The organism is Frateuria sp., assembly GCF_035695185.1.
Taxonomy (GTDB): Bacteria; Pseudomonadota; Gammaproteobacteria; order Xanthomonadales; family Rhodanobacteraceae; genus Frateuria_A.
The window spans coordinates 1-23,987 of record NZ_DASSES010000093.1; the positions used below are offsets into that span (position 1 = coordinate 1).

Consider the following 23,987-nt stretch of genomic DNA (forward strand, 5'->3'; position numbering starts at 1 on the left):
CTGAGCTAAGCACCCGAAACCGAGCGAACTAGCCGCTCAGTTTAGGGCATCCTTGAGCGTCTTGCCAGCCTTGAACGCCGGCACCTTGGAAGCCTTGATCTTGATCGTCTCGTTGGTGCGCGGGTTGCGACCGGTACGAGCGGCGCGCTTGCGCACCGTGAACGTGCCGAAGCCCACGACGGACACGTCGTCGCCCTTCTTCAGCGCCTTCTGCACGGTCTCGAAGAAAGCTTCGAGGGCGCGGCCGGCATCGGCCTTGGTCAGCTCGGCCTTTTCGGCGACGGCGTTGATCAGATCGGTTTTATTCATTGAGACACTCCCTTAAACGGTTTGCTGCCCGCGTGATCGGTCTGGGACGAGAAAACACCGCCATGGAATGGCATGACCGGCGCCCCCCGCAACCCCGCATCGCGACGCCAAATGCACGGCGCTTTGACTGCGGTGCCGCCTTTATACCAGCGCCTCACGGCGGTCCGCAATACAAGCAGTACCAACGTTTTCGGCGGTTTGCGGCCAACGCGAACCACTTGCAAAAGAGGGCCGGAACGGCTACGGCCGCGCCCTCTTCGGGCGAGTCTGCGTGAAGGCCGAAAAAAGCCGCCCGGGGTACGGACGGCTTCGGAAAAAAACCTTGCTTATCAGTGGGCGCGGGTACGGTTCTCAGCCGCTTCCTCGGTCGCCGGCTCGACCGGCGAGTGCTCCTCGGCCGCGCTTTCGACCGCTGGCTTGGCCGGACGCAGCGGGTGTTCCAGGGCAATGTCGAGCACCTCGTCGATCCAGCGCACCGCGTGGATGTCCAGCGAGGAGGTGACATTCGCCGGGATGTCCGCCAGGTCCTTCTTGTTTTCCTCCGGGATGATCACGGTCGTGATGCCGCCGCGGTGAGCGGCCAGCAGCTTTTCCTTGAGCCCGCCGATCGGCAGCACACGACCGCGGAGCGTGATCTCGCCGGTCATCGCCACCTCCGAGCGCACCGGCACCTTGGTCAGCACCGAGACCAGCGCGGTGCACATGGCGATACCCGCACTCGGGCCGTCCTTGGGGGTGGCGCCCTCGGGTACGTGGATGTGCACGTCCAGGTTCTGGTAGAAGTCCGGGTCGATCCCGAGCTGGTCGGCACGTGCGCGCACCACCGACATCGCCGCCTGGATCGATTCCTTCATGACGTCGCCGAGCTGGCCGGTATGCACCAGCCGGCCCTTGCCTTGCACCACCGAGGCCTCGATGCTGAGCAGGTCGCCACCCACCGAGGTCCAGGCCAGGCCGGTCACCAGGCCGACCTCGTTCTCCTGTTCGGCACGACCGAAGTCGAAGCGGCGCACGCCCAGGTAATGCTCGATGTTCTCGGTCGTCACGGTGACCTGCGTCGCCGCCGGCTTCTTCTTCGCCTTGGTCGCGGTCTTTGCCGCTGCCTTGGCCTTGGCCTGCTTGACCTCACCCAGGGTGAGTTCCTTCACGACCTTGCGGCAGATCTTGGCGATTTCGCGCTCCAGATTGCGCACGCCCGATTCGCGCGTGTAATAGCGGACGATGTCGCGGATGGCCTCCGGCGCGACACCCAGCTCATCCACCTTCAGGCCGTTGGCCTTCAGCTGCTTCGGCAGCAGGTAGCGCTGTGCGATCGCCAGCTTCTCGTCCTCGGTGTACCCCGGCACGCGAATGACTTCCATGCGGTCGAGCAGCGGGCCCGGGATGTTCAGTGAGTTGGCGGTGGCGATCCACATCACTTCGGACAGGTCGAGGTCGACCTCCAGATAGTGGTCGTTGAAGGCATGGTTCTGCTCCGGATCGAGCACTTCCAGCAACGCCGAGGACGGGTCACCCCGGAAGTCCATCGACATCTTGTCGATCTCGTCGAGCACGAACAGCGGGTTGCGCGTACCGATCTTGTTGAGGTTCTGCACGATGCGGCCGGGCATCGAACCGATGTAGGTCCGCCGGTGACCGCGGATCTCCGCTTCGTCGCGCACGCCACCGAGGCTCATGCGAACGAACTTGCGGTTGGTCGCCTTGGCGATCGACTGACCGAGCGAGGTCTTGCCCACGCCAGGCGGGCCGACCAGGCACAGGATGGGCCCGCGCATGTTGTTCACGCGCTGGTGCACGGCGAGGTATTCGAGGATGCGGTCCTTGACCTTCTCGAGGCCGAAGTGATCGGCGTCGAGCACTTCCTGCGCGACGGCCAGGTCCTTGCGCACCTTGGTCTTCTTTTTCCACGGCACGCCCGTGAGCCAGTCGAGGTAGTTGCGCACGACCGTGGCCTCGGCCGACATCGGCGACATCTGCTTGAGCTTCGACAGCTCCTGCTTGGCCTTGGCCAGCACCGGCTTGGGCATGCCGGCATCCTCGATCTTCCGCTGCAGCTCCTCGAGCTCGTTGACGCCCTCCTCGCCCTCGCCCAGCTCCTTCTGGATGGCCTTCATCTGCTCGTTGAGGTAGTACTCGCGCTGGCTCTTCTCCATCTGCGACTTGACCCGGCCGCGGATGCGCTTCTCCACCTGCTGCAGGTCCATCTCGCCGTCCACCAAGCCGATCAGCAACTCCAGCCGCTGGCCAACGTCGGCAGTCTCCAGCACCTTCTGCTTCTCGGACATGCGCACGGTGAGATGCGCGGCAATCGAATCGGCCAGCCGCGACGGATCGTCGATGCCGGACAGCGTAGCCAACACTTCCGGCGGCAACTTGCGACTCTGCTTGACCAATTGCTCGAACAGCGACACCAGCGTGCGCGAGATGACGTCGAGCTCGCGCTCCTTGGCGCTGTAGACGGGCTCGATGACACGCGAGCGCGCCATCAGCATGCCGCCCTCATTGCGGTATTCCTCGATGGAAACGCGGGCCTGGCCCTCGACCAGCACCTTGACGGTACCGTCAGGCAGCTTGAGCAGTTGCAGCACGCCGGCCAGGGTGCCCACCTCGTGCAGGTCGCCCGCAACGGGATCGTCGATATCGGGGCTCTTCTGCGCCACCAGCAGGATCTGCCGCTCGCCCTCCATGGCGTGTTCCAGGGCGCGCATGGACTTGTCGCGCCCGACGAACAGCGGAATGACCATGTGGGGGTAGACCACCACGTCACGCAGCGGCAGCACGGGAAGTGCGTCGAGCGAGGCGCCGGTAGCGGTAACGGAGGCGTGTTTTGCCATCGAAAAATCCCCGAGGGTTTGTAAGGTTTACCTCGACACTGCGCCGAGGACTCAAACAGGTCAAGTGGAGTCGACCTGTGCCGCCGTCAAGTCACGCGCGACCCTTCAGCGCGGCCGCAGGAGGACCTGCAGTTTTCAAGCCAAGGCTACGCAGCCGGCGCCGGGCCGGGTGAGAACCACGACGCAATGCGCCCTGCGCCGCCCAACCCGAAGCAGGCGCCTGTGTGCTTGCCGCCAAAAAACAAACGGCCCCGGTAATTGCCGGGGCCGCTGTTTCTTGACGTTCTGGCGTCGATCAGGCGGCGTCGCCACCCTCGCCTGCCACGCGCTGCTGTTGCAGGTTGCCGCGGTAGATCAGGTAGGGCTCGGCCTGGCCTTCGATCACCGCATCGTCGACCACCACCTTGCTGACGTGCTCCAGCGAAGGCAGCTCGTACATGGTGTCCAGCAGAACCTGCTCCAGGATGGTGCGCAGGCCGCGCGCGCCGGTCTTGCGCTTGAGCGCCTTCTTGGCGATCGCCTGGAGTGCTTCCGGACGGAACTCGAGCTCGACGCCTTCCATCTCGAACAGGCGGCGGAACTGTTTGGTCACCGCGTTCTTCGGCTCGGTAAGGATCTTCACCAGGGCCGGCTCATCCAGTTCATCCAGCGTCGCCACGACCGGCAGGCGACCGACGAACTCGGGGATAAGGCCGAACTTGACCAGGTCGGACGGCTCGACCTCGGCCAATACCTTGCCCAGGTTTTCCGTGCGCTCTTTCGAGCGGACCTCGGCCGAGAAGCCGATGCCGGTAGTCTCGGAGCGCTGCTGGATCACCTTCTCCAGACCCGCGAACGCGCCACCGCAGATGAACAGGATGTTCTTCGTGTCCACCTGCAGGAATTCCTGCTGCGGGTGCTTGCGCCCGCCTTGCGGCGGTACCGAGGCCAGCGTGCCCTCGATCAGCTTGAGCAGCGCCTGCTGCACGCCCTCGCCAGACACGTCGCGGGTGATCGACGGGTTCTCGCTCTTGCGCGAGATCTTGTCGATCTCGTCGATGTAGACGATGCCCGACTGCGCCTTGTCGACGTCGTAGTCGCACTTCTGGAGCAGCTTCTGGATGATGTTCTCGACATCCTCGCCCACGTAGCCCGCTTCGGTCAGCGTGGTGGCGTCGGCGATCGTGAACGGCACGTTGAGCAGGCGCGCCAGCGTCTCGGCCAGCAGCGTCTTGCCCGAACCGGTCGGACCGATCAGGAGGATGTTGGACTTGCCCAGCTCGACCTCGTCGCTCTTCTGGCGCGACTCCATGCGCTTGTAGTGGTTGTACACGGCCACGGCGAGCGCTTTCTTGGCGCGGGTCTGACCGACCACGTACTGGTCGAGGGTTTCCATGATTTCGCGGGGCTTGGGCAGGTGGCTGCGCCCGGAGGCGGCCTTCTCCTCCAGTTCCTCGCGGATGATGTCGTTGCAGAGCTCTACGCACTCGTCGCAGATGAACACGGATGGACCCGCGATCAGCTTGCGCACCTCATGCTGGCTCTTGCCGCAGAAGGAGCAATAGAGAATCTTGCCGCTGTCGTTGGAACGGCCCTGCCGCTCGTCGCTCATATCAGGTCCTGCTGTGTTTCGGTTGCGGCGCCAGAATAGCACACGGCTCCGCGCCTGCTTTGGCCGGCGCGGAGCATGCGTTTCTGGCGATGTGGATCGGCCCGGGTCAGGGAGATCGGGGTCAGGCCGACTTGACCGTCTCGATGCCGCGGCGATCCAGTACCTGGTCGATCAGGCCATAGTCGCGGGCCTCGACCGGGTTCATGAAGCGGTCGCGCTCCATGTCGCGCTCGATCTTTTCCAGCGGCTGGCCGGTGTGGTCGACGTAGAGCTGGTTCAGGCGCTGGCGGATGTAAAGGATCTCGCGAGCCTGGATCTCGATGTCGGTGGCCTGGCCCTGGGCGCCGCCGGAGGGCTGGTGGATCATGATGCGCGAGTTCGGCAGCGAGAAGCGCTTGCCCTTGGCGCCTGCCATCAGCAGCAGCGAGCCCGCGCTGCACGCCTGGCCGATGCACATCGTGCTGACGTCGGGCTTGATGAACTGCATCGTGTCGTAGATCGCCAGGCCCGCGGTGACCGCGCCGCCCGGGCTGTTGATGTACAGATGGATGTCCTTGTCCGGGTTTTCCGACTCCAGGAACAGCATCTGCGCGATCAGCACGTTGGCGACCTGGTCGTTGACCTCGCCGACCAGGAAGATCACCCGCTCCTTGAGCAGGCGCGAGTAGATGTCATAGGAACGCTCGCCGCGAGCGGTCTGCTCTACGACGATCGGCACCAGGTTGAGGTTCTGGATCGGGGCCATGGCCATGCGTGCTTGTTCTCCGGATGAGGCCCGCGCTCGAGGCGGGCCTGATGATGGTGCCTGGCAGTGTCGCTCAGGCGCCGGCCGGGCGCATCACCTCATCGAAGCCCAGGTGCTTTTCGGTGGTCTTGGCGTGCTCGGCCACCCACTCGGCCACCTGGTCTTCCATCACGCGGTTCTGCAGCCCAGACATCAATTGGGGGTCGCCGTTGTAGAGTTCAACGACCTTCTCCGGCTCCTCGTAGGTCGAGGCGATCGCGGCCAGCTGTTCGGCCACGCGCTTGCGGTCGACCTTGAGTTCCTGCTTGCGGGCGATCTCGCCCATCAAAAGGCCGGCAATCACACGCTTGCGGGCCATCGGCATGGCCGCGTCGATCAGCTGCGGCGGCGGCTGTTGGCCACGCGGCACGCTGCCGGCAGCGAGGTTGCGCGCCTCGGACTGCACCATCAGGTTGGGAACCTCCAGCTCGCCGTGAGCGTCGGCCAGCTTCTCGGCCACCTCGGCCTTCAGACGGCCCATCAGCGTGGCCTTGAGCTCGCGCTCGAGGTTGGCGCGGACTTCCTGGCGGAAGGTGTCGAGATTGCCGTCGGCGATACCGAACAGCTTGGCGAATTCCTCGTTCACCTCGGGCAACTGCGGCGCCTGCACCTTGATGATCTTGAAAGTGACCTGGGCGGTCTTGCCGGCCAGCTGCGGATTGCCGAAGTCCTCCGGGAAGGCGATCTCGGCCTCGAACTCGTCACCTGCCTTGCGGCCGGTCAGCGTCTCGTCGAGCGCCTTGAACAGCGTGCCCGAACCCAGCACGCTGCCGGCGCGCTCCAGGCCCTCGGCCGGGAAGCGGTAGTCGCCCGCGGTGGCGGCGTATTCGAACATGACGAAATCACCCTCGGCCGAGGCGCGGTCGACTTCGTCGAAGCTGCGGCGCTGCAGGCGCAGGGTTTCGATCATCTTCTCGATGTCGGCGTCGGTCACTTCGGCGACCGGGCGGCTGATCTCCAGCGTGGCGACGTCGACCTCGGGGAACTCCGGCATCACCTCGAAGGTCGCGGTGTAGGCGATTTCACCGTTCTCCGGCTTGCCGGTGGTGTCGATCGAGGGGTTGGCGACCGGACGCAGATTCTCCTTCTCGAAGGCCTCGCGCAGGGTGCTGCCGATCATGTCGGACAGGACCTCGCCACGCACCTGGGAGCCGAAGCGCTGCTGGATGACGGCCGCCGGCACCTTGCCGGGGCGAAAACCCTTCAGGCGCACCGTGCGCCCCATCTCCGCGATGCGCGCGCTGATCTGCGACTCCACCTGGTCCGCCGGGAACCGCACCGTGAGCTTGCGCTCGAGCTTGCCGACGTTCTCAACCGAAAACTGCATGACGACTCCTGGTGACTCTCGTGATGGGCCGGCGTGCGGGCCGGCCTTGCAGAAACTGCCAAGGGAATGGTGCGAAAGGAGGGACTCGAACCCTCACGGGGGTTACCCGCCAGAACCTAAATCTGGTGCGTCTACCAGTTCCGCCACTTTCGCATCGCGCCCGCGGACGGGAAGCGGCGGATTCCAAACGGAAATCGGCCCAAGCGCCCCGCCCCGCTAAGTCGATGATTCCCTTGCGCCAAAGCGGGACATTTTACGGTTGCGTGGCCGGGCAGCACAAGCAGGGCACGGCCTGCGCCGCGTGCGCGCCTTCGACTCCCTCTCCCCGGGCAGAGTGGGACAGGTGAGGGCACAAGGCTGGCCGGGAGATCGCTCAGGCAAGCCTTGCTTCCCCCGAGCCCCGCCCTGCCCCGACTCCCCGCCCGGAAGGAGGGGCGTAGCACTGAAAGAAAACAGGCGCCCGGTTTCCCGAGCGCCTGTCTGTATTGGTGGGCCGTGTAGGATTCGAACCTACGACCAATTGATTAAGAGTCAACTGCTCTACCAGCTGAGCTAACGGCCCGTACTTTCAATTTTAATGGGGTGGGCGATGGGATTCGAACCCACGACATCCGGAATCACAATCCGGTACTCTAACCAACTGAGCTACGCCCACCATTGATCCAAAGGAAGCTGGCGCGCCCGACAGGAATCGAACCTGCAACCGTCGGCTTAGAAGGCCGATGCTCTATCCGATTGAGCTACAGGCGCATGTCCAAGAGCATAACGCCTGCTGGTCGGGGCAGAGGGATTCGAACCCCCGACATCCAGCTCCCAAAGCTGGCGCTCTACCAGACTGAGCTATACCCCGTAGCAACCTGTGGCACGCATTCCGCGTTCCGAAGCCCTCGAATGCTACGGGCGACGCCTCACCTCGTCAATCCGTTCCAGCGCACCGGATTCCGTTCCGGCCCCATCAGCACCTCGGCGCGATGGACAAGTCATGTTGCGAACCCATGCCTTGCAGTGTAAGTGGCGCGCCCGGAGAGATTCGAACTCCCGACCACCAAGTTCGTAGCCTGGTACTCTATCCAACTGAGCTACGGGCGCGCGGTGAAACTGGTTTGCCGTGGCAGCATCGCCGGAGCGGTGGGTGCCGAAGCAAGAAGCGGAATTATTCAGATCGGATGCGGTGACGTCAACACCTTTTTCAAAAAATCTTCGCTTTCGTCCCGGCGAGAATGATTTTTGCCAGTCGACCTTACTCGCGTTTGGACGTCCAAACGGACAAGCGTCCGCGCCGTACCGAGAAACCCGGCCCTCCCCTGCATTGCGGGGAAGAGCCCGGACCGGCATCAACCGTGCGGCTGCGTGGCGGGATCACCCAGCTTGGGCGAACCGGCGTCGCCGCGGGGCGGCAGGTTCGGCGGCACTGGTCCTCCGGAAGAAGGCTTGGACCAGTCCGCCGGTTCGCCCGGCTCGCGGCCGGCCATGATGTCGTCGATCTGGCGCGCGTCGATGGTCTCGTACTGCAACAGCGCGTCGGCCATCACGTGGAGCTTTTCCAGGTTGTCGGTCAGCAGCCGCTTGCTGCGCGCATAGGCGCGGTCGAGGATCTCGCGCACGACCTCGTCGATGCGACGAGCCGTCTCGTTGGAAACGTTCTTGTGCTGCGTGACCGAGCGACCGAGGAACACCTCGTCCTCGTCCTCGCCGTAGGTGACCGGGCCCAACTCGTCGGAGAGTCCCCATTTGGTGACCATGTTGCGCGCCATCTTCGTGGCACGCTCGATATCGTTGGAAGCACCGGTGGTGACCTTGTCGGCACCGAAGATCAGCTCCTCGGCCACACGACCACCGTAGAGCGAGCAAAGCTGCGACTCGATGGCCACACGGTTGATCGAGTACTTGTCCGCCTCCGGCAGGTACATCGTCACGCCCAGAGCGCGTCCGCGCGGAATGATGGTGACTTTGTAGACCGGGTCGTGCTCGGGCACCAGGCGGCCGACGATGGCGTGCCCGGCCTCGTGGTAGGCGGTGAGCTTCTTCTCATCCTCGCTCATGGCCATCGAACGGCGTTCGGTGCCCATCAGGATCTTGTCGCGCGCCTTGTCCATGTGGCTCATGCGCACTTCGCGCGCGTTCTCGCGGGCGGCGAACAACGCCGCCTCATTGACCAGGTTGGCCAGGTCTGCGCCGGAGAAGCCCGGCGTGCCGCGCGCAATCACCATGGGATTGACGTCGCTGGCGGTCGGGACCTTGCGCAGATGCACCTTGAGAATCTGTTCACGACCTTTCACGTCCGGCAGACCGACCACCACCTGGCGGTCGAAGCGACCCGGGCGCAGCAACGCCGGGTCGAGCACGTCCGGGCGGTTGGTCGCGGCGATGACGATGATGCCCTCGGTCCCCTCGAAGCCGTCCATCTCGACCAGCAGCTGGTTGAGGGTCTGCTCGCGCTCGTCGTGGCCGCCGCCCAGGCCGGCACCGCGATGGCGGCCGACCGCGTCGATCTCGTCGATGAAGATGATGCACGGCGCATGCTTCTTGGCCTGCTCGAACATGTCGCGCACGCGGCTGGCACCGACGCCGACGAACATCTCCACGAAGTCCGAGCCGGAGATCGAGAAGAACGGCACCTTGGCCTCGCCAGCGATGGCCTTGGCCAGCAGCGTCTTGCCGGTGCCAGGCGGACCGACCATCAGCACGCCGCGCGGAATCTTGCCGCCGAGCTTCTGGAACTTGCCCGGGTCGCGCAGGAACTCGACCAGCTCGCCGACCTCCTCCTTGGCCTCGTCGCAACCGGCCACGTCGCTGAAGTTGACCTTGACCTGATCCTCGCCCTGCAACTTGGCGCGCGAGCGGCCGAAGCTCATCGCCCCGCGCCCGCCGGCACCGGCCTGCATCTGGCGCATGAACCAGATGAATACGCCCACGATCAAAATGATCGGCAGCCAGTTGACCAGCAGGCCGAGCAGCGAGAAACCGTTGTTGGACGGCTCCTGGGTCACCACCACGTTCTTGTCCTGCATCTGCTTGACCACCCCATTGGTGGAAAAGCCGAGCACGGGAGCGACGGTGCGGAAGGCGCTGCCGTCCTTGAGCTTGCCCGTAATCGTGGCGGGGTTGTCGGCGCTGATCGTGGCGCTGGCGACGTTGCCGCTCTCCACGCTCTGCACGAAGCTGGAGTACGGAAGGTCGGACGAAGAGCCGCCGTGCGGATTGAAGCTCTGGAACACCGTCAGCAGGACCACCGCGATGATCAGCCAGAGCAGCAGGTTTTTCGCCATTTCGTTCATGCGCGGTTCTCGTCCGTTTGCCCGCCGCCGGCCTTCTTGCCGGTGGCGAGCGCATAAACCTCGCGCGATCGGGCGCGCGAAGCCTTGGGTTTACGCATGGTTACGCGCGCGAATTGCGCGCGCAAGTTGCGCAGGTAGTCGTCGAAGCCGGCGCCCTGGAACAGCTTGATCAGGAACGCGCCCCCCGGCTTGAGCCATTGCCGGGAGAAATCCAGCGCCAACTCGGCCAGGTCCATCGCGCGGATCTGGTCGGCCAGCGCCACTCCGCTCATATTGGGGGCCATATCGGACAGTACAAGATCAAGCGGCTGGCCGCCCAGGCGCTCCTCCAGCTGGCGCAGCACGGCCTCCTCGCGGAAGTCGCCCTGGATGAAATCGACCCCGGCAATTCCCTGCATGGGCAGGATGTCCAGGGCGATCACCGTGCCGCTGTCTCCCAAACGCTGACGCACCAGCTGCGACCAGCCACCGGGCGCGGCGCCCAGGTCGACCACGCGCATGCCCGGCCTGAGCAGCCGGTCGCGCTCGATCAGCTCCTCCAGCTTGAACACTGCGCGCGAGCGCAGTCCCTCGGCCTGCGCCTTCTTTACGTAGACGTCGTCGAAGTGCTCCCGGAGCCATCGGGAGCTGCTTTTGCTGCGGGACATGCGGCAGGGGGCACCGATGGGGAAGGACCGCTGCATGATACCCTTTACGGCCCCCCGACCGCGACGTGGACACCTGCCACATGCCGATCTCCCCCTCCCAGCGCCGCTACCTGCGCAGCCTTGCCCACGACCTGCACCCGGTAATCCTGCTTGGTGCCAAGGGGGCAACGCCTGCCGTGGTCAAGGAGCTGGATTTGGCGCTGAGCCACCACGAGCTGGTCAAGGTCAAATTGTCCGGCGGTGACAAGGAGGAGCGCGAAGCGCAGATCGCCTACCTCATCGACGGTACCGGCGCCGAGAGCGTGCAGCAGATCGGCCGGACGGCAACCCTGTTTCGACGCAACGAGGACGAGCCCAAGCTGGCCCTGCCCCGCTGATGGATCTCTCACTCGAACATCCCGAGGGCTACCTGTTCGTCCGCCGCGTCGGCGAGCGGTCGATAACCGTGATGGACCGGGAGTTGGCAGCGAGTTTCCTGCTGGCTCCGGATCGGCTGGTCGAGGGATGGGCCGTTGATGGCGTGGCGGCGCTGGACGAGAGTGCGGGCGAGGCCGTGCGCGCCCTCGGACCGGAAGTCGTGCTGCTGGGAACCGGCAACCGCCAGCAGTTCCCACCGGCCGCCTTCATGGCCGGCTTCCTGCGCAAGGGAATCGGCATCGAGGTGATGGACAATGCGGCTGCGGCGCGGACCTACGACCTGCTGGCCGGCGAAGGACGGCGGGTGGTGGCCGCCTTCATTCTGCCGCGGGCCTGACCCGCGCCACGAAACGCCGCCTGCGGGTGGGCTCCAGCCCGGCGCCTACCGCGACGGCAGGTAATCCAGGGGATCGACCGGATTGCCGTCCCGTCGGATCTGGAACTGGAGCTCGTCACGTGGCGCCCCGGTCGAGCCCATCTCGGCAATCAGCTGACCCGCGCTCACCCGCTGGCCTTCCTTGACCAGTCGCTTGCGATTGTGGCCATAGGCGGAGAGGAAGTCGTCGTTGTGCTTGATGATGATCAACTCGCCGTAGCCGACCAGCCCGTTGCCGCTGTACACGACCACGCCATCGGCGGCCGCGCGCACCGGGTCACCGGCGCTGCCAGCGAGTTCGATCCCCGGGATGGCGTCACCGCTCTGGAATTTCTTCATCAGCGCGCCGTCGGCCGGCCACCGCCAGGTCACCCCGCTCACCGCGCGAGTCGCCCCCTTGGGCACCGGCACGGAGGACGGTACTGGCGCCGCGGCCACAGCCGCAGGAACGGCGGATGCGGGAGGGGTCGGGGTCGGACGCGATGGCCTGGGCGTGACCGGTTTGAACACCGGTGCCCGGGCGCGCACTGGCGCGGCGGCAACGGACCGCCGTGCCCGCCCCGGCGAAAGCCTCAATACCTGGCCGGGCCAGATCGTGTACGGTGCATCGATGCCGTTCCAGGCAGCCAGATCCCGGAAATCGAGTCCGTGCCGGAAGGCAATGGAATACAGCGTGTCGCCACGCAGCACACGGTAGCTGCCAGCCGTGGCCCGTGGCACGACGACCGCGGTACGCGATTGCGTGGCACCGCGGTTCGGCTGGACGACGACCGATCGGCCACAGGCGGCAAGGAGAAGCGCGGCCGAGCATGCTGCCGCGAAGCGCGTCCATTTCTTCATGTCGACCAGCATACCCAGCCGACACGCCGATTTCACGAAGCGCCGGCCTGTCAACGCAGCCAGATCCACCACACCAGCAGCAGCGTCAGCACGACGATCGCCGCCCAGCCGATGCGCTCGATGTGCTTGTGAAGCACCCGCTCGGCGCGCTCGCCGAACAGGCGGACGAGCAGCGCCAGCAGCCACACGCGCTTGCCGCGCCCGACCGCCATGCAGAGCAGGAACGGGATCACCGGCACGCCCACGATGCCGGACGCCCAGGTCACGAACTTCATCGGCACCACCGGCTGCAGCGCGGCCAGCGTCAGCACCAGCAGCAGGCCCAGCCAATGCTGGTTCATCTGCGCACGCAGGCTGGTCACACCCTGTTCGATCGGCGCGAGCAGGTGCAGTGAGGCGAGCAGCGGCTGCAGCGCCTGGAACGCCCAGTGGCCCAGTGCGTAACCGACCAGCGAGCCGAGCAGCGAAAAAAGCAGGCTGACGTTCGCATAGAAGAACGCCTTGTGCCGCTTGCCCAGCATCATCGGCGCCAGCATGACCTCGGGCATGATCGGGAAGATGAAGGCCTCGACGAAGCTCAGCCCGCACAGGTAATACACGGCCCGGGGGTCGCGTGCCCAGGTCAGTGCACGCGAGTAAAGCGCTCCAAACAGCCGCATCTAGAGGTTTCCTTCTCGCCGGAGGGGCGGCATCAGCCGATGCCGCCGAGCAGAGGCACGAAGCTGACCGCGCCAAGTTCTTCCTGGATGAAATGGCCCTGCCCGTCACCGCGGATGCGCAGCAGCATCTGGCTGCTGGGCGAGCCGACCGGCGCCACCAGCACGCCATCCGGCGCGAGTTGGTCCAGCACCTGGTTGGGGATGGCGTCGCCCGCGGCGGTAAGAATGATCGCGTCGAACGGCGCCTCGTCCGGCCAGCCCAGCTTGCCGTCGTCGTGGCGCGAGCGCACGTTCGTCAGGCCGAGCTGGCGGAAGCGCCGGCGCGCCTGGCGCAGCAGCTCCTCGATGCGCTCGACGGTGAACACCTGGCCGACCAGCGCCGCCAGCACCACCGCCTGGTAGCCCGAGCCGGTGCCGATCTCGAGCACCTTCTGCGGGACGCCCCCGTTGAAATGTTCGAGCAGCGCCTCGGTCATGCGCGCGACCACCCACGGCTGCGAGATGGTCTGGCCATGGCCGATCGGCAGTGCGGTGTTCTCGTAGGCGCGCGAGTGCAGCGCCTGGTCGATGAAATGGTGGCGCGGCGTGTTGCGGATCACCTCGATCACGCGGGGGTCGCGGATGCCGCTCTCCTTGAGCGTGGCGGCCAGGCGGTCGCGTGCGCGCTGCGAGGTCATCCCCTCGCCCTTGAAGGCCGACGGCGGCAACGGATGGATGTTCATCGTCATCGCGTCAGGCCGCCTTCTCGCCCATGGCATCGGTCATCGCCTGCACCCAGCCGCTGATCTTCTCCAGCGCCTGGTAGCGGGTGAGGTCGACATGGATGGGGGTGACCGAGACGTAACCGCGGCGCACCGCGTCGAAGTCGGTGCCGGGACCATCGTCTTCGGCCCCGCCCGACGGGCCGATCCACCAGACCGGCTTTCCGCGCGGGTCGGTCTGGGCAATGCATGGTGCCGAACGATGCCGTTTGCCCAACCGGGTGACCTCGAAACCCCGGATCTCGCGCCAGGGGCGATCGGGCACGTTGACGTTGAGGATCGTGTCGGCCGGCAGCGGGTCGACAAGCAGGCGCCGCATCAGGATCAGCACCGCGTGCGCCGCCGAGTCGTAATGCTCGCCCGTGTGGTCGCGACTGGCCAGCGACACGGCAATCGCGGGCAGACCGAGGAAGCGCCCCTCCATGGCCGCCGATACCGTGCCCGAATAGATGACGTCGTCGCCGAGGTTGGCGGAGTTGTTGATGCCCGACACCACGATGTCAGGTTCATGGTCGAGCAGGCCGGCCAGCGCCAGGTGCACGCAATCGGTAGGCGTGCCGGCGACGCGGTAACGGCCGTCGTCCATCTTCAGCGCCCGGATCGGCGCATCCAGGGTGAGCGAGTTGCTGGCGCCGGATCGGTCGCGATCGGGCGCCACCACCGTCACCTGCCCCACGGCCGCCAGACTGTCGGCCAATACGCGTATGCCGGGGGCATCCACGCCGTCGTCGTTGCTTACCAGGACTCGCATGCTGTTCCGTCAAGAAAGTGCATGAACACGCACCCGTCGAGGCCGTGCTCTGATCCCTGCGAGTCTACCGGAGCGGCCCCCCTCTTTCACGGCCACGCGGCTACCCGCGGGAAACCCGACCTGCCTTGCTAGCATGGCCCGATGAAAAAGCGCCGCCCCCCCGTCCAGCCCGGCGAGGACGACATCCGCCTGTTCCGCGATGCCATCGGCCCGGTGCGCGAGATCCGCGCCGACGCGCCGCCACCGCCCGCACCCCGTCCCGAACCCCGCGCGCATATGCTCGAGGCGGATGAGGCTGCCGTGCCCGGCGAGCTGCTGGAGCTTGCGTTCGACCCCGCCCTGATGGAAATCGGCGAGGAACTCAGCTACCTGCGCGACGGCTACCCGCCGCGCCTCCTGCGCCAGCTCAAGCGCGGCCAGTTCAGCATCCAGGACGAGCTGGACCTGCACCACATGAACGCCGCCGCCGCGCAATCGAGCATCGCCAGCTTCCTCGCCGAGGCCCGCCAGCACGGCCTGCGCTGCGTCCGCATCGTGCACGGCAAGGGCCTGCGCTCGAAGGCCGCCGGCCCGGTGCTGAAGGTGCTCACCGACCGCCTGCTGCGCCGGCGCGACGACGTGGTGGCGTTCGCCTCGGCGAAACCCGCCCAGGGCGGCACCGGCGCGGTCGTGGTGCTGCTGCGAAACGCTTGACCGTCTGACTTTGAGGAGGAAATCCATGCGTCCACTCGGCCAGCGCTTTCTTGCCATCTATCCGGGGTTCTGACCGCAGCCTTGCGGTCGTGCTGTGCGGCTCCGCCGCCCGTAGTGGCCGCTTCGATACGATCCGGGTCCAGCGCGTCGACGTAGTCCAGCCGGATGGAACGCTCCGCATGGTCATCTCCGATCATGCGCGGCTGCCGGGCATCATCGTGCGCGGCGAGGAGCAGGCATTCGCGCGCCCCCAGGCCGGCATGCTGTTCTACAACGACGAGGGCTCGGAAAACGGCGACCTGATCTTCGGCGGGCGCCGTAGCGCCAGGGGCGAGGTCGTCGACTCGGGCAGCAGTCTTTCGTTCGACCGCTACGATGCCAACCAGCTCGTGCGGTTGGTTGGCGTCCACGACCGCCAAGACCGCATGGCGGGACTCGTGGTCTCCGACAGCCCGGCAAGCGCGCCGGGGCACCGGCGCATCTGGCTCGGACGCGGCGATGATGGCGCGGCCACACTGGCACTGATGGACGCCGCCGGACGCAAGCGGTTGCTGTTCCAGGTGCCGGCCGAGGGTGACCCCGGCCTGCTCTTCCTGGACACGCAGGGCCCGTGGTGCAGCGCCTCGCGCCGGCTACGAAGTAGCCCCACCGGTGCGTGGCGGATCGGCCGGCTGCGCGAGTTCCCGCGCCACCACCGTCGCATAGGCGCCGGCGGGCAGCTCGAACGCCAGCTCCAGAACGTCGTCGGCAAGCCAGCGCCAGTGCAGGCTCCGGGGCATCAGGCGCAGCGGGCGGCGCTCCTGCTCCATGCGGGCAGCGGCCAGGCCTTCGGCGAGATCCGGGTCCCGTGCAGCCACCTCGCGCTCGAGCGCACCGGCCTCGCCGGACGTCGGCGGCTCGCCCTGGCCCCACAGCGGGCCTGACGGGTGGATGTCGCCGCGTGCCAGACGGTCGGCCAGCGTGGCGTCGAAAATTTCCGGACCGAACCAGGAGCGGGAACCGGCAAGCGACCAGATCTCACCCTCGAGTGGCGTGTCCCACGCGCCCTGATCCACCCGCGTGGCGAGCACGCCGTTGAAGATGTGCGAGCGGGCGGCCGAAAGCAGGAAGCTGCGCTTGTCCCGGTCGACCCGGCGCCCGGCGAACATCGCCCGCGCCTGCGCCACGTTGCTGCCCTCTCGGCCGAAACGCTGCTCGCCAAAGTAGTTGGGCACGCCACGCGCAGCGATCGCACCGAGCACCCGCTCGGCGGCGGCGCGATCGCCCTGGACATCCCGCAGCACCAGCACGAAGCGGTTGCCGCGCAGGGCGCCACGCTTGAGCTTGCGGCTGTGACGGGTGACGGCCAGCACCCGGACCTCCGCATGCGGAAAGGCCGACCAGTCCGGATCCGGCTTGCCCGCCAGTTGCACCGTGAACGCCTGCCGGGTCACCGCGTGGCGGTCCTTCAGGCCGGCGAACCCCACGGCCACCGGCGACACGCCGGCGAAACGCGCCAGTTCGCGCGCTACCCAGTCGGTGTTGGCGCCGCGCTTCTCCACCCACAGCAGGGCGTGCTCGCCACTGCCCTCGGCGTCGTAGCCGAGGATTTCCTCGACAAGGAAGTCCTCCGGCGTCGCTCGCAGGTGGGCGACAAGTGGCGGAGTGCCGTGGGCGTAAGGAAGTTCTTGCACGGTGGTCCTTGGTTCATGGTCCTCGCGGAGGCTGCTTGCGCGATGCCGTGGTCCGGCATCGCCCAGGGCAAGCCCTGCAGGGGACGGCTACATGAGGAAGAGCGTGGCCAGCCCGAGGAAGATGAAGAACCCGCCGCTGTCGGTCATGGCCGTGATCAGCACGCTGGAACCCAGCGCCGGATCGCGGCCCAGCTTCATCATCAGCATCGGGATGCCGACGCCGCAGAACGCCGCCAGCAGCAGGTTGAGCGTCATGGCCGCGGTCATCACCACGCCCAGCGCGACGTTCTCGTACAGCAACCAGGCCACCACCCCGATCACCCCGCCCCAGACCAGGCCGTTGAACAACGACACGGCCAGCTCCTTGCGCCACAGCCGCTTGGCGCTGTCGGGGGTGATCTGGTTGAGCGCCAGGGCGCGCACGATCATGGTGATGGTCTGGTTGCCCGAGTTGCCGCCGATACCGGCGACGATGGGCATCAGCGTGGCGAGCGCCACCAGCTTCTCGATCGCGCCCTCGAACAGGCCGATCACGCGCGAGGCGATGAACGCCGTGACCAGGTTGATCGCCAGCCACGACCAGCGGTTGCGCAGGCTCGCCCACACCGAGGCGAAGATGTCCTCTTCCTCGCGCAGGCCGACGCGGTTCAAGGCCTCGCTCTCGCTTTCCTCGCGGATCACGTCGACCATCGCGTCGACGGTGATGCGACCGATCAGGCGCCCCCCGTCATCGACCACGGGCGCCGTCACTAGGTCGTAGCGCTCGAACGCCTGCGCCACCTCGTAGGCGTCGTCGCCCGGATGGAAGGTGTTGACGTCCGGCGCCATCACCTCGCTGACCATCTTCTCGGGCGAATTGACCAGCAACCAGTGCAGCGGCAGCACGCCGGTGAGCAGGTTGCCCTGGTTGATCACGAACAGCTTGTCGGTCTGCGCGGGAAGTTCCTCGAACCGGCGCAGGTAGCGCAGCACGGTCTCCAGGCTCACGTCCTCGCGGATCGTGACCATCTCGAAATCCATCAGCGAGCCGATCTGGTCCTCTTCCCAGGACAGCGCCGACTGCACCCGCTCGCGCTGCTGCGCGTCGAGGCTCGCCATCAGCTCGGGCAGCACCTCGGTGGGCAGGTCCTCGACCAGGTCGGCCAGCTCGTCGGCGTCCAGTGGCTCGACCGCGGCGAGGATCTCGCGCTGGTCCATGTCCGCGATCAGCGACTCGCGCACCGCGTCGGAGACCTCCAGCAGGATCTCGCCGTCGCGCTCGGCCTTCACCCGTTGCCAGACGGCCAGGCGGTCGCCCAGTGGCAACGCCTCGAGCACGAAAGCGATGTCGGCCGGATGCAACCCGTCGAGCAGCTGCTGCAGCTCCGCCTGGTCCTCGGGCGCAGGCGCGTCGGCCAGCCGCGCCAGCAGCGCGGTAACGGCTTCCAGCTGCTCGGGAAGCCGGTTGGCGCCGCGGGCTTCGGCCTCGCTCACGCGCGCTCCAGCAGCACGCAGGCCTGCGCCGCGATGCCTTCGCCCCGGCCGGTGAAGCCGAGCTTTTCGGTAGTGGTTGCCTTGATGCTGATGCGGGCGACCTCGCAGGCGAGATCCTCCGCCAGATTCGCACGCATTGGCTCGACGTGCGGCCCGACCTTCGGCGACTCGCCGATCACGGTGACGTCGACGTTGCCGATCCGGTAGCCCTGCTGCGACATCAGCAGCGTCGCGTGGCGCAGGAACTGGCGACTGTCCGCATCGCGCCAGCGCTCGTCCGAGGGCGGGAAATGCCTGCCGATGTCGCCGAGCGCCAAGGCGCCGAGAATGGCGTCGCACAGGGCGTGGATCACCACGTCGCCGTCCGAATGCGCGATCACGCCGCGGTGGTGCGGGACACGCACGCCACCGAGCACGACGAAGTCCCCCTCGTCGAACGCGTGTACGTCGAAACCCTGGCCTATGCGCATCACGCCGTCCTCGATAGCAGGAACTCGGCCAGGGCGAAGTCCGCGGCCGTGGTCACCTTGATGTTGTCTTCCGCGCCTTCCACCAGCAGCGGCGCGACGCCTGATCGCTCCATCGCCATTGCCTCGTCGCTGACCACCACGTGTTCGCGGCCGGCGGCCTCGAGCGCTGCCACAAGCTGCCCGCGACGGAACATCTGTGGCGTGAAGGCGCGCCAGCGCTGTTCGCGCGGCTCGGTGAGAATGCTGCGGTGGTGGTCGTCGGCGCGCTTCAAGGTATCCCTCAGCGGCGCGCCGAGCAGGCCGCCATCGACCGCGGAGGCCCGGGTGACCAGGCGTTCGATGTCGGCGGCCCGCACGCACGGCCGGGCCGCGTCATGCACCAGCACGAAATCGCCCGCGGCAACCCCGACGGGCAGCGCACGCAGGCCCGCCAGAACCGAATCGGCGCGCTCGCCTCCCCCGGTGGTGGTCAGCACGGGCTTGCCCGCCAGGCGGTCGATACCCGGCCAGCGCGCGTCATCGGCCGCCAGCGCGACCATCAAACCGGCGATGCGCGGATGCGCTGCCAGCCGCTCCAGCGTGTGCAGGATCAACCCGCGCCCGGCCAGCGGCAGGTACTGCTTGGGGCAGTCGCCGCCGACCCGGGTGCCGCGTCCGGCGGCCGGTATCACGCACCACAGCGGGGCCATGTCAGTGCCCGCCGCCATCACCGGTTGGCGGCGCACTGGCGCTTGCGCTGCCGGCCGGTCGTTCGACCACCTGGTAGAAGGTTTCACCGGGCTTGATCAGGCCCAGTTCCGCGCGGGCACGCGCCTCGACCGCCTGTTCGCCGTGCTTGAGGTCGCTGACGTCGGCAGCCAGCGCCTGGTTGCGCTGGAGCAATCGGTCGTTCTCGCCGGTCTGCTTCTGCACGGCGGCGCGCAGGCCTCGCACTTCGTGCATGCCGCCGCTGCCGGCCCACAGCTTCAGCTGCAGGCCGATCAGGATCACGAGCAAGACCAGGGCGATCCAGCGCAGCATGGACAGTGCGGGCTCCGCGCGTCAGCCCGGCAGGCGGGCGAGGTTGGGGAACGCGTCGCGGCCGGCGTAGCGGGCGGCACTGCCCAGCTGTTCCTCGATGCGCAACAGCTGGTTGTACTTGGCCACGCGGTCGGTGCGGCAGAGCGAACCGGTCTTGATCTGGGTCGCGGTGGTGGCCACGGCGATGTCCGAGATGGTGGTGTCCTCGGTTTCGCCCGAGCGGTGCGAGACCACGGCGGCATATTTGGCGGCATCGGCCATGGCGATGGCCTCGAGCGTCTCGGACAACGTGCCGATCTGGTTGACCTTGATCAGGATCGCGTTGGCGATGTGCTTCTCGATGCCCTCGCGGAAGATCGACGGGTTGGTGACGAACAGGTCGTCGCCGACCAGCTGCACTTCCTTGCCGATCCTGTCGGTGAGCAGCTTCCAGCCGTCCCAGTCGCCCTCGGCCATGCCGTCCTCGATGGTGACGATCGGGTACTGCTTCGCCCAGCCGGCCAGCAGGTCGACGAACTGCTCCGGCGCATACGCCTTGCCCTCGCCTTCCAGGTCGTACTTGCCGTTCTTGAAGAACTCGGAACTGGCCACGTCCAGCCCGAGCAGGATTTCGCTGCCGACCTTGTAGCCGGCCTTGCCGACCGCTTCCAGGATGGTATCCAGCGCCTCGATGTTGGAGCGCAGGTTCGGCGCGAAGCCGCCCTCGTCACCTACCGCCGTATTGAGGCCCTTGCCCTTGAGCACGGCCTTGAGCGCGTGGAAGATTTCCGCGCCGGCGCGCAGCGCCTCGGCGAAGCTCGGCACGCCCACCGGCAGCACCATGAACTCCTGCACGTCGACGTTGTTGTCGGCATGCGCGCCGCCATTGACGATGTTCATCATCGGCACCGGCAGGCTGCCCGGCTTGCCGTGCGAGAGGTATTTCCACAGCGGCTCGCCGCGCGAGGCGGCCACCGCGTGCGCCGCGGCCATGGAGACACCCAGCAGCGCGTTGGCGCCGAGCTTGCCCTTGTTCGGCGTGCCGTCGAGCGCGATCAGCTTGCCGTCCAGGCCCTTCTGGTCGGCGGCGTCGAAGCCCTTCAGCGCTTCGGCGATCGCACCGTTGACGTTGGCCACGGCCTTGGTCACGCCCTTGCCGCCGTAGCGCGCCTTGTCGCCGTCGCGCAACTCCACCGCCTCGCGCGAGCCGGTCGACGCGCCGCTGGGCACGGCGGCGCGGCCGAATGCGCCTCCGTCCAGGGTGACTTCGGCTTCCAGCGTGGGGTTGCCTCGCGAGTCGAGGATTTCGCGAGCGTGGATCCGGGTGATCGTCGTGGTCATGGAAAGTCCGTCTGTCAGTGGCGTCAATGTCTTTGGCATCCGATGGGCTCGAGCTCACCGCCAGCGTGCCGGATAGTGGCTCAGGCCCACCCTGCGCTAGATATCCTGTTCGAGGAAACCGTGGCGCTTGGTCACGGCATCCAGCTCCATGAGCGTTTCCAGCAGCGCCTCCATCTTGCCGAGCGGCCACGCATTGGGACCGTCGGAAAGCGCCTTGCTCGGGTCCGGATGGGTTTCGGCAAAGAGGCCGGAGACGCCCACCGCCACCGCCGCACGCGCCAGCACCGGCACGAATTCGCGCTGGCCGCCCGAACTGGCGCCCTGGCCGCCCGGCAACTGCACCGAGTGCGTGGCGTCGAAGACCACCGGGCAATCGGTTTCGCGCATCACGCTCAAGGAGCGCATGTCCGACACGAGGTTGTTGTAGCCGAAGCTCGCGCCGCGCTCGCACACCATGATGTCGTCGTTGCCCACGGCCTTGGCCTTGGCCACCACGTGCTTCATGTCCCACGGCGCCAGGAACTGGCCCTTCTTGATGTTGACCGGCTTGCCAGCTCGCGCCACGTTCTGGATGAAGTCGGTCTGGCGGCACAGGAAGGCCGGCGTCTGCAACACATCGACCACCGCAGCGACCTCGTTCATCGGCGTGTATTCATGCACGTCGGTGAGCACCGGCACGCCGAGCTGGCGCTTGACCTCGGCCAGCACGCGCAAGCCCTCCTCCAGCCCCGGTCCGCGGAAGCTCTGGCCGGAAGAGCGGTTGGCCTTGTCGAAGCTCGCCTTGAAGATGAAGTTCACCCCCAGCCGGCCGGTGATCTCTTTCAGCTTGCCGGCCGTGTCCACCTGCAACTGCTCGGACTCGACGACGCAGGGGCCGGCGATCAGGAACAGAGGCTGGTTCAGGCCGATCTCAAAACCACAAAGCTTCATGGGTATTTCCTGTCATGGGCCTGCCCGCCGGCCGGGCTGCCGCTGGAGCCGCCGTTCCCGCACAGGGAACGTCGACCCATCGAGTCATGTACTACCGCGAGCTCACGCCCGCGCCTGTGCCCCGGCCAGCTTCTCGCCTTCACGCATCGCCTTGTACTCGCGCGCCGCCTCGACGAAGCCGATGAACAGCGGATGGCCGTCGCGCGGCGTGGAGGTGAATTCGGGATGCGCCTGGCAGGCCAGGAACCAGGGATGCTTCTGCCGGGGCAGCTCGACGATCTCCACCAGCAGGTCGTCCATCGACTTGCCGGAGACCACCAGGCCGAGATCCTCCAGATCCTGGCGATAGCGGTTGTTGAACTCGTAGCGGTGGCGATGGCGCTCGCGCACCACCTCGTGGCCGTAGAGCTCGCGCGCCAGCGTGCCGGTCTTCAGGCGGCACTCCTGCGAACCCAGGCGCATGGTGCCGCCCAGGTCCGAATGTTCACTGCGCTGTTCGATCTCGCCGGCGGCGGTGGTCCACTCGGTAATCAGCGCGATCACCGGATTGGCCGTGTTGCGGTCGTTTTCGCTGGAATCGGCGTCCTTCAGGCCCGCCACGTTCCGCGCGAAGTCCACCACTGCCGCATGCATGCCGTAGCAGATGCCGAAGTAAGGCACGCCGTTTTCGCGCGCGAACCGGGCCGACAACACCTTGCCCTCGAAACCGCGCTTGCCGAAGCCGCCGGGTACCAGGATCGCGTCGGCCTTGCCGAGCACCTTCTGCGCCCCCTCGGCCTCGACCTGCTCCGAGTCGATCCAGTCCAGGTTGACCCGGGTCTGCTGCTTGATGCCGCCGTGGCGAAGTGCCTCGCCGAGCGATTTGTAGGCGTCCCGGTGTTCGACGTATTTGCCGACGATCGCGATGGTGACCTCGTCCTTCGGGTGCTCCACCGCCTCGACGGTGCGGCGCCAACTGGACAGGTCCGCCGGCTTGGCGTCCAGGCCCAGGCGTTTGACCACGATGTCGTCCAGGCCCTGGCTGTGCAGCCACAGCGGGGTCTTGTAGATCACGTCCACGTCGACCGCGCTGATCACGGCGTTTTCCGGCACGTTGGTGAACAGCGCGATCTTGCGCCGCTCGCTCTCCGGCAGCGCCTCCTCGCAGCGGCACAGCAGGATGTCCGGCTGGATGCCGATCGAACGCAGTTCCTTGACCGAGTGCTGGGTCGGCTTGGTCTTGATCTCGCCGGCGGCCTTGATGAAAGGCACCAGGGTCAGGTGCATGAACAGGCACTTCTCCGGCCCGTGTTCGATGCGCAACTGGCGGATCGCCTCCAGGAACGGCAGCGATTCGATGTCGCCGACCGTGCCGCCGATCTCCACCAGCGCGACGTCGAAGCCACGGGTGGCCTCGTGGACGCAATGCTTGATCTCGTCGGTGATGTGCGGAATCACCTGCACGGTCGCGCCCAGGTAGTCGCCGCGGCGTTCCTTGCGGATCACCGACTCGTAGATCTTGCCGGTGGTGATCGAGTTCTTGCCGGTCAGGCGGGTATGGACGAAGCGCTCGTAGTGGCCCAGGTCCAGGTCGGTCTCGGCGCCGTCGTCGGTGACGTACACCTCGCCATGCTGGAAGGGACTCATGGTGCCCGGATCCACATTGATATACGGATCGAGCTTCATCATGGTGACCGAAAGCCCGCGCGCCTCGAGGATGGACGCAAGCGACGCCGCCGCGATGCCCTTGCCGAGCGAGGACACCACACCGCCGGTGACGAAAATCAGGGGGGTCATGGAATGCAGCCGTGCTGGAAATTCGGCATTTTAGCGGGTGACGGGCCCGGCGGCGAGA

General features: G+C 66.7%; 22 protein-coding genes and 6 tRNA genes. 3 read left to right on the forward strand and 25 right to left on the reverse strand.

Features of this window, described 5'->3' with window-relative positions:
* Positions 1-36: 36 nt before the first annotated feature.
* The 13 genes from VFH59_RS07060 to rlmE form a co-directional block, all read right to left on the reverse strand.
* Positions 37-309: an HU family DNA-binding protein gene (locus VFH59_RS07060; RefSeq protein ID WP_209623098.1), complete on the reverse strand. Its 273-nt coding sequence runs from the start codon at positions 307-309 to the stop codon at positions 37-39.
* A 329-nt stretch (positions 310-638) separates the two neighbouring features.
* Positions 639-3,143, reverse strand: coding sequence for an endopeptidase La (gene lon / locus VFH59_RS07065; RefSeq protein WP_325164185.1), 2,505 nt, complete (start codon positions 3,141-3,143; stop codon positions 639-641).
* A 295-nt stretch (positions 3,144-3,438) separates the two neighbouring features.
* Positions 3,439-4,734: an ATP-dependent Clp protease ATP-binding subunit ClpX gene (clpX, locus tag VFH59_RS07070; RefSeq protein WP_231351495.1), complete on the reverse strand. Its 1,296-nt coding sequence runs from the start codon at positions 4,732-4,734 to the stop codon at positions 3,439-3,441.
* A gap of 121 nt (positions 4,735-4,855) precedes the next feature.
* A complete protein-coding gene (clpP, locus tag VFH59_RS07075; protein ID WP_325164186.1) occupies positions 4,856-5,485 on the reverse strand; it encodes an ATP-dependent Clp endopeptidase proteolytic subunit ClpP in 630 nt (209 codons plus the stop codon).
* Between the two features lie 67 nt (positions 5,486-5,552).
* Positions 5,553-6,845, reverse strand: coding sequence for a trigger factor (tig, locus tag VFH59_RS07080; RefSeq protein WP_325164187.1), 1,293 nt, complete (start codon positions 6,843-6,845; stop codon positions 5,553-5,555).
* A gap of 67 nt (positions 6,846-6,912) precedes the next feature.
* Positions 6,913-6,998, reverse strand: a tRNA-Leu gene (locus VFH59_RS07085).
* A gap of 333 nt (positions 6,999-7,331) precedes the next feature.
* Positions 7,332-7,407 (reverse strand) — tRNA-Lys (locus VFH59_RS07090).
* A 16-nt stretch (positions 7,408-7,423) separates the two neighbouring features.
* Positions 7,424-7,500 (reverse strand) — tRNA-His (locus tag VFH59_RS07095).
* Positions 7,501-7,518: 18 nt separating this feature from the next.
* A tRNA-Arg gene (locus VFH59_RS07100) sits at positions 7,519-7,595 on the reverse strand.
* Between the two features lie 23 nt (positions 7,596-7,618).
* Positions 7,619-7,695, reverse strand: a tRNA-Pro gene (locus tag VFH59_RS07105).
* A gap of 162 nt (positions 7,696-7,857) precedes the next feature.
* Positions 7,858-7,934 (reverse strand) — tRNA-Arg (locus VFH59_RS07110).
* 245 nt (positions 7,935-8,179) lie between these two features.
* On the reverse strand, positions 8,180-10,123 hold the full coding sequence (gene ftsH, locus VFH59_RS07115) for an ATP-dependent zinc metalloprotease FtsH (protein ID WP_325164188.1): 1,944 nt from the start codon (positions 10,121-10,123) through the stop codon (positions 8,180-8,182).
* Positions 10,120-10,770, reverse strand: a complete 651-nt coding sequence (rlmE, locus tag VFH59_RS07120; protein WP_325164189.1) for a 23S rRNA (uridine(2552)-2'-O)-methyltransferase RlmE — start codon at positions 10,768-10,770, stop codon at positions 10,120-10,122. Before rlmE ends, ftsH begins: the two co-directional genes overlap by 4 nt.
* An 80-nt stretch (positions 10,771-10,850) precedes the next feature.
* Here rlmE and VFH59_RS07125 point away from each other — a divergent pair, with 80 nt between their 5' ends.
* Together VFH59_RS07125 and VFH59_RS07130 are read left to right on the forward strand one after the other, a co-directional pair.
* Complete coding sequence (locus VFH59_RS07125; protein ID WP_325164190.1) at positions 10,851-11,147, forward strand: YhbY family RNA-binding protein; 297 nt, start codon at positions 10,851-10,853, stop codon at positions 11,145-11,147.
* Positions 11,147-11,524, forward strand: a complete 378-nt coding sequence (locus tag VFH59_RS07130; protein WP_325164191.1) for an Mth938-like domain-containing protein — start codon at positions 11,147-11,149, stop codon at positions 11,522-11,524. The genes VFH59_RS07125 and VFH59_RS07130 overlap by 1 nt, the downstream gene beginning before the upstream one ends.
* Before the next feature lie 45 nt (positions 11,525-11,569).
* Here the strand turns inward: VFH59_RS07130 and VFH59_RS07135 are convergent, their stop codons facing one another.
* From VFH59_RS07135 to surE, 4 genes are read right to left on the reverse strand one after another with little or no spacing between them, the layout of a single operon-like run.
* On the reverse strand, positions 11,570-12,415 hold the full coding sequence (locus VFH59_RS07135) for a peptidoglycan DD-metalloendopeptidase family protein (protein WP_325164203.1): 846 nt from the start codon (positions 12,413-12,415) through the stop codon (positions 11,570-11,572).
* A gap of 38 nt (positions 12,416-12,453) precedes the next feature.
* On the reverse strand, positions 12,454-13,062 hold the full coding sequence (locus VFH59_RS07140) for a DedA family protein (protein ID WP_325164192.1): 609 nt from the start codon (positions 13,060-13,062) through the stop codon (positions 12,454-12,456).
* A 32-nt stretch (positions 13,063-13,094) separates the two neighbouring features.
* Positions 13,095-13,784, reverse strand: a complete 690-nt coding sequence (locus VFH59_RS07145; protein WP_325164204.1) for a protein-L-isoaspartate(D-aspartate) O-methyltransferase — start codon at positions 13,782-13,784, stop codon at positions 13,095-13,097.
* Between the two features lie 10 nt (positions 13,785-13,794).
* Entirely contained in the window at positions 13,795-14,574 is a 780-nt protein-coding gene (surE, locus tag VFH59_RS07150; RefSeq protein WP_325164193.1) for a 5'/3'-nucleotidase SurE, read from the reverse strand.
* A 141-nt stretch (positions 14,575-14,715) separates the two neighbouring features.
* On the opposite strand from surE, the gene VFH59_RS07155 reads away from it, so the two are divergent.
* Entirely contained in the window at positions 14,716-15,267 is a 552-nt protein-coding gene (locus tag VFH59_RS07155) for a Smr/MutS family protein (RefSeq protein WP_325164194.1), read from the forward strand.
* A 632-nt stretch (positions 15,268-15,899) separates the two neighbouring features.
* Here VFH59_RS07155 and truD read toward each other — a convergent pair.
* The 8 genes from truD to VFH59_RS07195 form a co-directional block, all read right to left on the reverse strand.
* The gene (gene truD, locus VFH59_RS07160; RefSeq protein WP_325164195.1) at positions 15,900-16,940 is read right to left on the reverse strand and encodes a tRNA pseudouridine(13) synthase TruD; all 1,041 of its coding nucleotides are present in this window, start codon (positions 16,938-16,940) and stop codon (positions 15,900-15,902) included.
* Positions 16,941-17,027: 87 nt separating this feature from the next.
* Positions 17,028-18,413 carry a magnesium transporter gene (gene mgtE / locus VFH59_RS07165; RefSeq protein ID WP_325164196.1) on the reverse strand — a complete coding sequence of 462 codons (1,386 nt, stop codon included), beginning with the start codon at positions 18,411-18,413 and terminating at the stop codon, positions 17,028-17,030.
* Complete coding sequence (ispF, locus tag VFH59_RS07170; RefSeq protein WP_325164197.1) at positions 18,410-18,883, reverse strand: 2-C-methyl-D-erythritol 2,4-cyclodiphosphate synthase; 474 nt, start codon at positions 18,881-18,883, stop codon at positions 18,410-18,412. Before ispF ends, mgtE begins: the two co-directional genes overlap by 4 nt.
* Positions 18,883-19,572, reverse strand: a complete 690-nt coding sequence (gene ispD, locus VFH59_RS07175) for a 2-C-methyl-D-erythritol 4-phosphate cytidylyltransferase (RefSeq protein ID WP_325164198.1) — start codon at positions 19,570-19,572, stop codon at positions 18,883-18,885. Before ispD ends, ispF begins: the two co-directional genes overlap by 1 nt.
* Before the next feature lies 1 nt (position 19,573).
* A complete protein-coding gene (gene ftsB / locus VFH59_RS07180) occupies positions 19,574-19,903 on the reverse strand; it encodes a cell division protein FtsB (protein WP_325164199.1) in 330 nt (109 codons plus the stop codon).
* Between the two features lie 21 nt (positions 19,904-19,924).
* A complete protein-coding gene (gene eno / locus VFH59_RS07185) occupies positions 19,925-21,223 on the reverse strand; it encodes a phosphopyruvate hydratase (RefSeq protein ID WP_325164200.1) in 1,299 nt (432 codons plus the stop codon).
* Between the two features lie 96 nt (positions 21,224-21,319).
* Positions 21,320-22,153 carry a 3-deoxy-8-phosphooctulonate synthase gene (gene kdsA / locus VFH59_RS07190; protein ID WP_325164201.1) on the reverse strand — a complete coding sequence of 278 codons (834 nt, stop codon included), beginning with the start codon at positions 22,151-22,153 and terminating at the stop codon, positions 21,320-21,322.
* Between the two features lie 102 nt (positions 22,154-22,255).
* Positions 22,256-23,929, reverse strand: a complete 1,674-nt coding sequence (locus VFH59_RS07195; protein ID WP_325164202.1) for a CTP synthase — start codon at positions 23,927-23,929, stop codon at positions 22,256-22,258.
* Positions 23,930-23,987: the final 58 nt, after the last annotated feature.

Coding starts and splice junctions, on each gene's coding strand:
- VFH59_RS07060 (WP_209623098.1), bottom strand. CDS start 309: ATGAATAAAACCGATCTGATCAACGCCGTCGCCGAAAAGGCCGAGCTG.
- lon (WP_325164185.1), bottom strand. CDS start 3,143: ATGGCAAAACACGCCTCCGTTACCGCTACCGGCGCCTCGCTCGACGCA.
- clpX (WP_231351495.1), bottom strand. CDS start 4,734: ATGAGCGACGAGCGGCAGGGCCGTTCCAACGACAGCGGCAAGATTCTC.
- clpP (WP_325164186.1), bottom strand. CDS start 5,485: ATGGCCATGGCCCCGATCCAGAACCTCAACCTGGTGCCGATCGTCGTA.
- tig (WP_325164187.1), bottom strand. CDS start 6,845: ATGCAGTTTTCGGTTGAGAACGTCGGCAAGCTCGAGCGCAAGCTCACG.
- ftsH (WP_325164188.1), bottom strand. CDS start 10,123: ATGAACGAAATGGCGAAAAACCTGCTGCTCTGGCTGATCATCGCGGTG.
- rlmE (WP_325164189.1), bottom strand. CDS start 10,770: ATGTCCCGCAGCAAAAGCAGCTCCCGATGGCTCCGGGAGCACTTCGAC.
- VFH59_RS07125 (WP_325164190.1), top strand. CDS start 10,851: ATGCCGATCTCCCCCTCCCAGCGCCGCTACCTGCGCAGCCTTGCCCAC.
- VFH59_RS07130 (WP_325164191.1), top strand. CDS start 11,147: ATGGATCTCTCACTCGAACATCCCGAGGGCTACCTGTTCGTCCGCCGC.
- VFH59_RS07135 (WP_325164203.1), bottom strand. CDS start 12,415: ATGCTGGTCGACATGAAGAAATGGACGCGCTTCGCGGCAGCATGCTCG.
- VFH59_RS07140 (WP_325164192.1), bottom strand. CDS start 13,062: ATGCGGCTGTTTGGAGCGCTTTACTCGCGTGCACTGACCTGGGCACGC.
- VFH59_RS07145 (WP_325164204.1), bottom strand. CDS start 13,784: ATGAACATCCATCCGTTGCCGCCGTCGGCCTTCAAGGGCGAGGGGATG.
- surE (WP_325164193.1), bottom strand. CDS start 14,574: ATGCGAGTCCTGGTAAGCAACGACGACGGCGTGGATGCCCCCGGCATA.
- VFH59_RS07155 (WP_325164194.1), top strand. CDS start 14,716: ATGAAAAAGCGCCGCCCCCCCGTCCAGCCCGGCGAGGACGACATCCGC.
- ispF (WP_325164197.1), bottom strand. CDS start 18,883: ATGCGCATAGGCCAGGGTTTCGACGTACACGCGTTCGACGAGGGGGAC.
- ispD (WP_325164198.1), bottom strand. CDS start 19,572: ATGGCCCCGCTGTGGTGCGTGATACCGGCCGCCGGACGCGGCACCCGG.
- ftsB (WP_325164199.1), bottom strand. CDS start 19,903: ATGCTGCGCTGGATCGCCCTGGTCTTGCTCGTGATCCTGATCGGCCTG.
- eno (WP_325164200.1), bottom strand. CDS start 21,223: ATGACCACGACGATCACCCGGATCCACGCTCGCGAAATCCTCGACTCG.
- kdsA (WP_325164201.1), bottom strand. CDS start 22,153: ATGAAGCTTTGTGGTTTTGAGATCGGCCTGAACCAGCCTCTGTTCCTG.
- VFH59_RS07195 (WP_325164202.1), bottom strand. CDS start 23,929: ATGACCCCCCTGATTTTCGTCACCGGCGGTGTGGTGTCCTCGCTCGGC.